Here is an 8,847-nt window from a genome sequence, read left to right as displayed (position 1 = left end):
TTGCCTGGCTCAGAGAGCTCTTGCGCCTCTTCCTGTTCCAGCTATGGCGCATGCTCGCCTGTCCAGCCCCGCTCAATTCGGCTTCTTAACGGACGACCAGCGACCTTGCTGATGGTGGTGACGTGACGCGAGACGGCTTTCGGCGGCCAACGACAAACCGTTCGAGCATCACTCATCTCGAATGCTCAAGCGTTTCGGGGGTGTGAAGTATCGATATTTGCCGGTAAGCGTTCCATTGACGAACTGAAGGCCATGATCGCCATAGATCATATCCTCACGTACGTAGCCGTCCGCTATGGCCTCTTGATTGTTGCCACCGACTGTCTTCCGGGTAGTCGTCACCCCATGGCTGGCTGGCGGCGAGCCGAGCATTTCAATGATGACATCGCGTGGCGTGCCCAGTTTCAAGCTATCAAACTGTTTGGCGGGAATCATACCGGCTGCCTTGATGGGTTCAGCTGTCATTCGCGGGAGATCTTCAGATCCAATTGGGTTGCGAACCACAACTTTCTCGATGCAGTGTGAATGGATTGGAATGCCAGGGTGTGAGTCCCATTTAATGTAATGATCGGAGCGCAAGATCTCCCAACCGGCATCTGTATAGATGGCCTCCAGCTCTCCGCGCGAGAACGATTTCTTGTGGCCAGATGCCAACCCCTCCTTGGGGATAGGATGGTCTGGTTGATCGAGCGTGTTGGTGAAGCAGTGAAATCCTCCAGGCCGCGTCCGATCGATGAAGGTCGTGACGAGCGGTTTCCAGACGGTGCGTTCCGTGAAATGCAATACGGAATGCGCTATTAAGACGTCGAGGTAAGCAGGCGGCTGGACATCTTCAACGCCAGCCACACCGCTCGTTATGTTCACGCCAAGATCGCCTGCGAGCCGGTTCAGCTTGGAGATGGCGGCTTCGGAGATGTCGGTCGCGATCACCCGGTGATCAAAATGGGCCAAATAGAGGGCATTGCGCCCCTCGCCGCAACCCAGCTCGACAACCACGCTCTTCGCGCGGAGAGCTGGTGCTATCTCGAAGATTTCGGGGCTGGGACCACCCATACACGATACGTTGGGGTTGGAGTAGCCCGAATCCCACCAAAAGGGTGAATGCTTCGCCACCTCTTGCATACTGCACCTCACGCTGCCTGATATTGCTCTTCGAGGGCCACCATCGTGCCCGAGTAAAACATTCGCGCAATAATGCTCGAATATTTGAATCCCGCGTGAGTCAGTTGATAAGTATCACCGTCTGCCAAGTCGACGAGTTGCAGACGTTCGAGCGCCTTGAGCTCTTCGCTGAAATCGGCCGCCAGTTCGCGTCCGAATAGTGAACTATAATTCTTTCTGCTCAGAGCTGACAATGTGAGGCTAAGCAGGACGTAGCGACGCACGAGATCTTCCGGCGTCAGTTTGATTCCGTGCGATGCTATCGCGTCAGGATCGAAGGGGCGAGCCGAGAAAGCGTTGATGATGGGTAAAGCAGCGCTCCAGTCGACGGTATAGCTCGCGCCATAGTGGTACTGCCCGAAATAGCTTCTGGCGCCAACTCCTAATCCTAGCAGGGGCGTTCCCTCGAAATCCGAGGCCTCCTGCCGGTAGGCTCGCTCGCCAGCGATCTTGGTGAAACGCGTGAAGGATTCTTGACGGTAGTCTTTGGACGCCATCAGAGCAACGTTTTGGTCGTAGACCTCATACTTCTCCGCTTCAGAGAAGAATAATTCGGGATTGAGCGCCTTCGAGATCATGATGTTTGTCATCGGACGAACAACAGCGGGGTAAAGAGAGAGTGTCTGCGGTTCATAGTCGAGCGCGCGGCCAAGCGAAAAGATCCAGGAGTCACGGGTTTGACCACGCAGGCCGTAGATCAGATCAAGATTGACGTGGGAAAAGCGCTCCATCAGCGCTTTGATGCTCGCCTCTGCAGTCTCGACCGAATATGGTCGACCAGTGTGCGCAAGCTCGCCGGGTACCATGCTTTGGATGCCCACGCTCATTCGGTTGACCCCAAGGGCCTTCAAGAAATCCAGAAGGTTGTTGTCGAAAGTGTCTGGTGCGCTCTCGACTGTGATCTCACAGTTCCGGTTTCGTTTTGGAAATGCGGCATCGAGGGCGGCGAAAAGCTTGCCGAAGTGATGCTGAGTTAGCAAGGTTGGCGTGCCGCCGCCGAAGTAGATACTTACAACCTCTCGATCTCCGAAGTATTCTCCATATCGCGCGATGTGCTCTACCAATCGAACAACATAGGAATCCCTCGTCTCCGGTTTTTGACGCGTTGCAAGAAAAAGCGTGCAGTAAGTGCAGCGATAGCGGCAGAACGGGATATGGATGTAGATGTTGATTTGCTTAGAACGGCCAGCCTGCTCAACGATATCAGTTATGCTGAGTGGCCGTGGAAAAGTCCGATACGCTCGCTTGGAAGGATAACTATAGACGTATGAGGGCAGCTCCTTTTTCGCTATAGTTGTCCGAAGAAATTCCAGAAAATTCATGACCTGACCCGTTGATTGCCAAAGCCGGCGAATGCCTGAACGCCGTCGTGTGCCGAACGACACAAGTTCATTCCTTACGGTGTTCAGCAGTTCCCCTGGAAATTGCTAGTCCGAAGTCGGCACGGCGTATTCGTCACTTGACGTTCTTCAAGTCTAGCCGTGCGGCTTATGTGTTAGAAACCAGACGCCCCGCAGATATAAACTACAGCGGCTGCCACCTCGAGAATTCCGCCAACTGCTCCTACGAGCAGCCAAGACCAGCTTTCCGAAGTTGCGGATGCTTCCTTAGCAATAAGTCGGTCAAACCGTAGGCTGACACATCGGTCCTCATTGTTGCCTCCTTCTCGATGAGAGAATTAATCGGTGGTGCCAGTCGGCAGCTCCAGCCGCGGGCAACGAGAGACACTCAAGAGTCGTGCCAGCTGCGCGGAAGCAGCCCCCGAAAAGCCGTCCTGCATTTTATTCAAGGGCTTAACTGCGAGCGCGGCGGCCCGTCGGTCGAATATCATGTGTCGCGGACGCGACAAACGTGCGCATCCGGTGTAGGCCGCAGGCCGGTTAGATCATTCCCCTTGCCAGCGCATGAGCAGTGCAGCTCGAGCAAGAGAATTGCAAGCTGAAGCGGATTGTCGCCGAAGATCGCACAGCGTGTGGTTCTGCAATCGGTCTCGGATTTCTTTCGACAGACCAGCCTTGCCAGCAAGCGTCTTCCAGGTGCGGCGGAGGTCGCGGTTTGTCACCACTGGAATGACCTCGCGGCCCCGTCGCCACATAAACGAATAGAGCGTTCCATGGCTAACAGGCTTGGAGGGATCAGAGGGAAAAACCATCCATAGCCGTTCGGCTTGATCGACTCGATGAGCTCGTGGGCGGCGGCGATCAAGGTGAGACTTCGGGATTTTGATTGTCGCGCGACAAATCAGTTGTCGGTAGCGCTCGACGCGAACGCTGATACGGCGAACGCACGTCGCGCAACGACTGCTGCAGTCCCTCGCAATTGGATGGCCGCTTCACAGCTCAATCGCGTGGTCCTCAAGCACCTGGCGCGTCAGAGCGCCCTTGATCTCGCGGGCGATCTCCTCGCGGATCTGGGCTCCGAACTGCACCTCGGCCTCGCTGTCTCCGGTTAGGTGATGATCGGCGAGCCGTTGCTCAAGGCGGCTCGGAAATTCCTCGTCCATCGCCTCGACGAGCCGGTCCTGCGTCTGTGCATGCGCTTCGGGAGCGATCCGGCTTACCACCATCTCCCAGGGTTGCCAGCGAGTTGCCAGATAGTCGGCGAACCCCGCCGCCTCCTCATTCCGCACCTGCGTCTCGGCTGCGGCGAGGTCGTGCTCAGTGACGTGGGCGACATCAAAGAACCGCATGTCCGGAGCGATGAGTGATAGGTCCAGCCGCTCACGTAGCTTGACCTGATAGGCGAGATAGACCTCGATCTCGTCGACGAAGCGGAGCGAGTCGACCTTGTGACGGGCGATCGGCTCGAGCGCATTGAGGCGAAACAGGACTCGCGCCTGCTGGATGAGTTCGCCAAGCCGATCGTCATAGGCCCCGTCCTCGACATCAGCGTTCAGACGAGCGGTCTGCATGCCGTTCCAGGTCAGGGTAGTGCGATCCTGGCAGGTCTCGCTCGCCCCGAAGGCCAGCTGAAAAAACTGCTGGCGCAATTGCGGCCTGATCGCTGCCTGCCGCAGATCCTCGGCTACCGCCTGTCGGAACTCGGGATTGTCATAATTCACAGTCTTCTGCAGCTTGTCGAGGAAGAGCGCGTATTCCGCCGCACCCTCCTCGTCGGCGAAGTTCTGCCAGGCGGCGATCGTCTCCGGCTCGCCCTTCAACCAGTCCGCTACCGCCTCGGCCAGGGGTCGCGCAGGGCCGCTCGCCGTTCCTCCATCCATTGAAAAGAAAACTTGCGGGCCGGTATGGCCCGGCGCATTCAGAGCTGCCGCCAGATTCGTTCGCACCCGCTCGGGCAGGCGGTTACCCGCCAGCTCAATCCTGCACCCAGAACCTAGCTGAGATAGCAGGGTCTCTGGCAGGCTGGTTAGCCGGTTGTCGCGTGCTTCGAGCTGCCGGAGTCCCGCCGGAAGAGTATCGGGCAGACTGGTCATCCCGTTGCCGTTGGCGTAGAGCCGCAGGAGCCCAGGCGGGAGGGTATCGGGCAGACCGGTCAGCCGATTGCGGCTGGCGTAGAGCCGCAGGAGCCTAGGCGGGAGGCTATCGGGCAGACCGGTCAGCCGGTTGCTACTGACGTTGAGCTGCCGGAGCCCCGCCGGAAGAGCCTCCGGAAGGCTCCTTAGCCAGTTCTCATTGGCGTTGAGATCCCATAGCCCAGCCGGAAGCGTCTCGGGAAGGCTGGTCAGCCGATTGCGGCTGACGTCGAGCTGCTGGAGGTCCGCCGGAAGGACGGGGGGCAAGGTTGTCAGGGACAGCGATGACAGATTCAGCGGCAGCGGCGCAGAGTCGTAGGCGTTCTCTCGCCAAGCTCTGATTCGTCTTACCGCCTCGTGCCGGTCCTCGTCCGGCCTGCGACCGAATTCGTCAACCCAAGCGTCCAGGATCTGATCCTGCGACTGCTGCGGACGAGCGGACGGGCGCGCTCCAGTCAAGGCGTCGACCCACTGCGCTGCGGCCCGGGTGAGACCGCATAGGCAACCCTGCCGGTGGCCCTGTTCGGAAGGAATGCCAGCGCCCGATGCGGCCCGCCCTGTGTTCATCAATGCTCGTTCTCCTGTCGCCGTCTAAGGGAATGCGCTGGAAGGAGCGCTCTAAAGGCGGGTGGTTGTCACCGCGGATGGTAACAAGCCGGACCTGTCGGTCTCGGTAGACATTTTCTCCTGCTATGAGGTGTTTAGCTGTCGACGAGCTGACGAATCTTGCAACGATGCGGCGATGGAAACACATTGGTCTCTCTCGGGAACTTCGCCGTCAGCGCTCCGCCCCAGCAAAGTTGGCGACCGTCTAAGACAACTTGTCGGGCTCCGGCTGCGGCGAAGTAGGTCCGCGGCAGGGACCGTGAAACTGTGAGAAGGTCAACCGGAAAAGTATGGCTCAACGGTCAGGAGGCAGGATCGGCAAAACCAGGTCATGGATACGCGCCTCGAGCACGCGAAGTTGAATTTAGGACCCGTTCCGCGAACTTCCATAGGGGTCAGCAGCATGTGACAGTCGCAGCAAGAGGCCGGACACATGTCAGCCCCCGACCACGCCTCCGTGCCTTCGAAGGGTTCTTCACCGGCGTGAAGGCGGTTGTGGTGATCGCACCGATGCAGCGAATGGACATTAGGATGCCGGCAAGCCCAACCCTGGCGCGCGGCGCGGACCAACTGGCGTCCGAGTTCGACGGCGTGGATGCGGATGCCACGCTAGGCTTCCAACATCGGCAAGCATAATCGCTGCAAGTCCGCCCTGATCGGCAAGAAGGCTCCGGACGTCGCTGTCGGACACGAAGATTCTGCCGAGCGAAGGCGGGGGCGCGCTTCGATCCTTCCACACAACGGCACGCTTTTCATCGCCATCGACGCAGGAGGGGCAGGGTAGATATGTGAGTTCTTTCGATCGACGGCGACAAAGCGCGGACCGTCATCCCGTCGATCATGCGCTGCCGAAGAGGGCTCATCGCATTTCTGGACCTCCTGACTTGAGAGGGGTGGTGCGAAGGCCAATAACCTCTCTGACCGGACACCTCAGTTCAACAGGCTTCACTCCCACGTTGCGGGTTCGTCAACACCGGGCGGCGTCATCTCTGCACAACTGGGCGAGGTCGTCGGACCGCGAGCGCACCATGCGCATTATTTCGCACATTGCGGTCCGAGCGCGCTGTTTAGCCACGTTGAGGATAGAGACGAACCCGTGGCCCCCGGTTCGTTTCCTGCAACTCGGCCCTGTAAGGCACAGTGCGGATATAGAAGCTCGTCGGCCGTCCCGCGCTTGGTATCAGCCGCTCGCCCTCGAGGTCCGGGATGAGATAATCCGGAAGCCAGCGTTCGCGGTGCTGCCATACCCCGCGGATGAGAGGCCCGATGTCCGCTTGCGGCTGATAGGATGGCCCGGCTTCATTCGTCGGCCTAGCGCGAGGATGATGGATGAGACGAACGTCCCTGCGCCCTCCTGCTCCCAACGTGGCCGAGTAGAGCTCACCGTTGATCAAGAATTGACTGGGGCCGTACTGGTTCGGCAGCAGATTGATATTATCCAGTACGTCGACCAGGACGGGGGAGGCCGGCTGGGAGAGGTGCTCCCACCCCTCGCCGACAATATGTCCGATTTCCTGTAGCTCCTGAGAAGCCCTCGATGGCCCGGCGAACGACGGCGGTCTGGCGAAGGCGGGTGCCGGCGCCGAGTGAGCATCGTCGCGCAATTCGTAGGGTGTGGGCGGATCTAGACTAACCAGCGGATCAAGGCCGCCATAGATGTCCGACGACGGACGCCTCCCAGATGATGATGCTGCTGGTCCTTGCATCGGCTCCCTAAACAAATCCCAAGCTCCCGCGCTCGGGGCGGCTGGCGTTGCCGGAAGCTCCAAAGACCAGTTGGGCTGCGGTGTGGACGACGATGGAGTGGGCTCTCGCATCGCTTCCCTGAACACACCCCAAGCTCCCGAGCTTGGGGTGGCTGGCGTTGCGGGAAGCTCCTGCGGGGGTCCGGGCTCCTGAGCGCCTTCGCCGAAGAGTGGAGGGGCATCCACAGGAGGGTGCAACCCCAGCGCTCTGTTCGCATCGAGGACCTGCTGATATCGCCCAAGCCTTAGCAAATCAGCGTTGATTTTGGAGTCCTTGGTTTCTTGCCGGTAGGCCTCAACATCTTGGGTCAACCCAGCGGTAAAGAGCCGGCCGGCCATGGCTTCTCTCTCGCGCGTTTGCAGCCAATCGCTCAGCCTGTAAAGGCGACGAGCTTGTCTATCTACGCTCTCCGGCTCGATCCGCTGGGTCACCTTTTCCGCCGCGGCCCACATGTCGACGAGGGTTGCGTCTACGGGATAGGGATTTAAGCGGCGGATATCGGCCGACAGTGCCTTTCCGGCGCCGACATCCCGGAGCTTTTTCAAGGCCGCTTTGATTCGCCTGCTGCGATTCTTCGCATACGTCTCAGCATCCTGATCCAATTCATCGGCCAACGCCGGGTTACCAATTCGATCCGCGATTGATGGCCTCCCGTTCTCGCTTAAGCGGCCGCTCAAATGGCGCAGATCGGCTATTGCATTTCTTATGGTACCTTCCGTCAACGCTCCCGTGGCTCTGCTTTTGAATTCCTCAAATAGCGCCTCGTCGTCATCAGGGACCCCGCGTGTTCGGCCGGGCTGTTTGGCATGATCAGCGCGAAACGTCCTTGAAACGAACTCTTGCCGCGCCGCGGAGCCGGACGACCCTCCGCTGCTGCTTCCCCCGAATGCCTTCGTAACGCCGGACTTGATGCGCGACCACAGTCCGCGGCTCTTGCTGCTCTTCTCAATCGCGGGCTGCGCCATTGGCAGGCCGTAGCGCGCGCTACTGAACAGATCATCCCGCAAATTGGATTGCGGCAGGACTTCGGTCGAATCTCCAAGGTGCGTGCGGGGGATGTCTACGCTGTGCCTCGTTCTTCTGAACGAATTATCTCCCAGTCGGGAGTGTGGCGGCATGCGCATCGAACCGCCAATGTTAGCGCGCCGGATTTCTCTACTATCCTCTGCGGGATTCTGATGAGTCGAACTAGAGTCTGTGGAGCTCTCATCAGGCGAATCGAGTTGCAACTGCTCAATCTGCCGCTCAAAGCTGCCCTGCTCACTCGCATTGTCCGATTGTCGCCCCGCCCGCAAGGCAGAGTATTGCTGCATCCAAGCTCCCGCACTATTAAATGGGTCGATTGGATCCATCGAGCCCTCCTTGACTTTCAAGTTCTGCGCAACTCTGCGAACCTAAGCTCCGGCCCAGTGTGCGCAGGTGGCGGAGGTTCAAGCGAGGCCGAGTTGATTTTAAGCAGGTAAGCTTTCGAAGAGCTGACGAGCGCAAGGCCGAGCACAGGTATCGATCTTGCCGCTGTCGGAGCCGATCCATCCCGGTGTTCGGCCCCAATGGTGCGCCCGCCGCGCCGCGTCGCTACCATAGCGCGCCGTGACATTCGTCTCCATCATCGTGCCGAGTACTTCGATCCCTGCCGCAAGCTCGAGCCGATCGAAGCTCGCCCGCATTTTCCGCAAACGCTTCGTCTATTGCCCGGATCGCCGGCAAACCAGCCGGTGTGATAAATCTCGTCACGGCGTTGCTCTCCCTTGTGGGATCAGCACCCCGAGGCTACCGGCTCATGGTGGGCAATGCCGATCTCTTCAGAAATTCAACTGAACCAGGGATCTTCAACAGGTTACATCTCCAGGACTATCAGCCGA

At 59.0% G+C, this 8,847-nt stretch carries 4 protein-coding genes and 2 pseudogenes; all 6 read right to left on the bottom strand.

From position 1 onward, the window contains the following. Positions 1-168: 168 nt before the first annotated feature. On the bottom strand, positions 169-1,122 hold the full coding sequence (locus QQL28_RS39385; protein WP_284274331.1) for a class I SAM-dependent methyltransferase: 954 nt from the start codon (positions 1,120-1,122) through the stop codon (positions 169-171). Positions 1,123-1,130: 8 nt separating this feature from the next. Next, positions 1,131-2,483 carry a coproporphyrinogen-III oxidase family protein gene (locus tag QQL28_RS39380; RefSeq protein WP_284274329.1) on the bottom strand — a complete coding sequence of 451 codons (1,353 nt, stop codon included), beginning with the start codon at positions 2,481-2,483 and terminating at the stop codon, positions 1,131-1,133. A gap of 637 nt (positions 2,484-3,120) precedes the next feature. Continuing rightward, positions 3,121-3,354, bottom strand: a pseudogene (locus tag QQL28_RS39375) (site-specific integrase); the annotation flags it as partial. A 139-nt stretch (positions 3,355-3,493) separates the two neighbouring features. Continuing rightward, positions 3,494-5,200 carry an NEL-type E3 ubiquitin ligase domain-containing protein gene (locus QQL28_RS39370; protein ID WP_284274339.1) on the bottom strand — a complete coding sequence of 569 codons (1,707 nt, stop codon included), beginning with the start codon at positions 5,198-5,200 and terminating at the stop codon, positions 3,494-3,496. 1,106 nt (positions 5,201-6,306) lie between these two features. After that, positions 6,307-8,337, bottom strand: coding sequence for a hypothetical protein (locus QQL28_RS39365; RefSeq protein ID WP_284274327.1), 2,031 nt, complete (start codon positions 8,335-8,337; stop codon positions 6,307-6,309). Between the two features lie 126 nt (positions 8,338-8,463). Next, positions 8,464-8,719, bottom strand: a pseudogene (locus tag QQL28_RS39360) (IS256 family transposase); the annotation flags it as partial. Positions 8,720-8,847: the final 128 nt, after the last annotated feature.

Origin of the sequence: Bradyrhizobium iriomotense, from assembly GCF_030160715.1 — a bacterium.
Taxonomy (GTDB): Bacteria; Pseudomonadota; Alphaproteobacteria; order Rhizobiales; family Xanthobacteraceae; genus Bradyrhizobium; species Bradyrhizobium iriomotense.
This window is presented reverse-complemented; position numbering and strand designations above follow the sequence as displayed.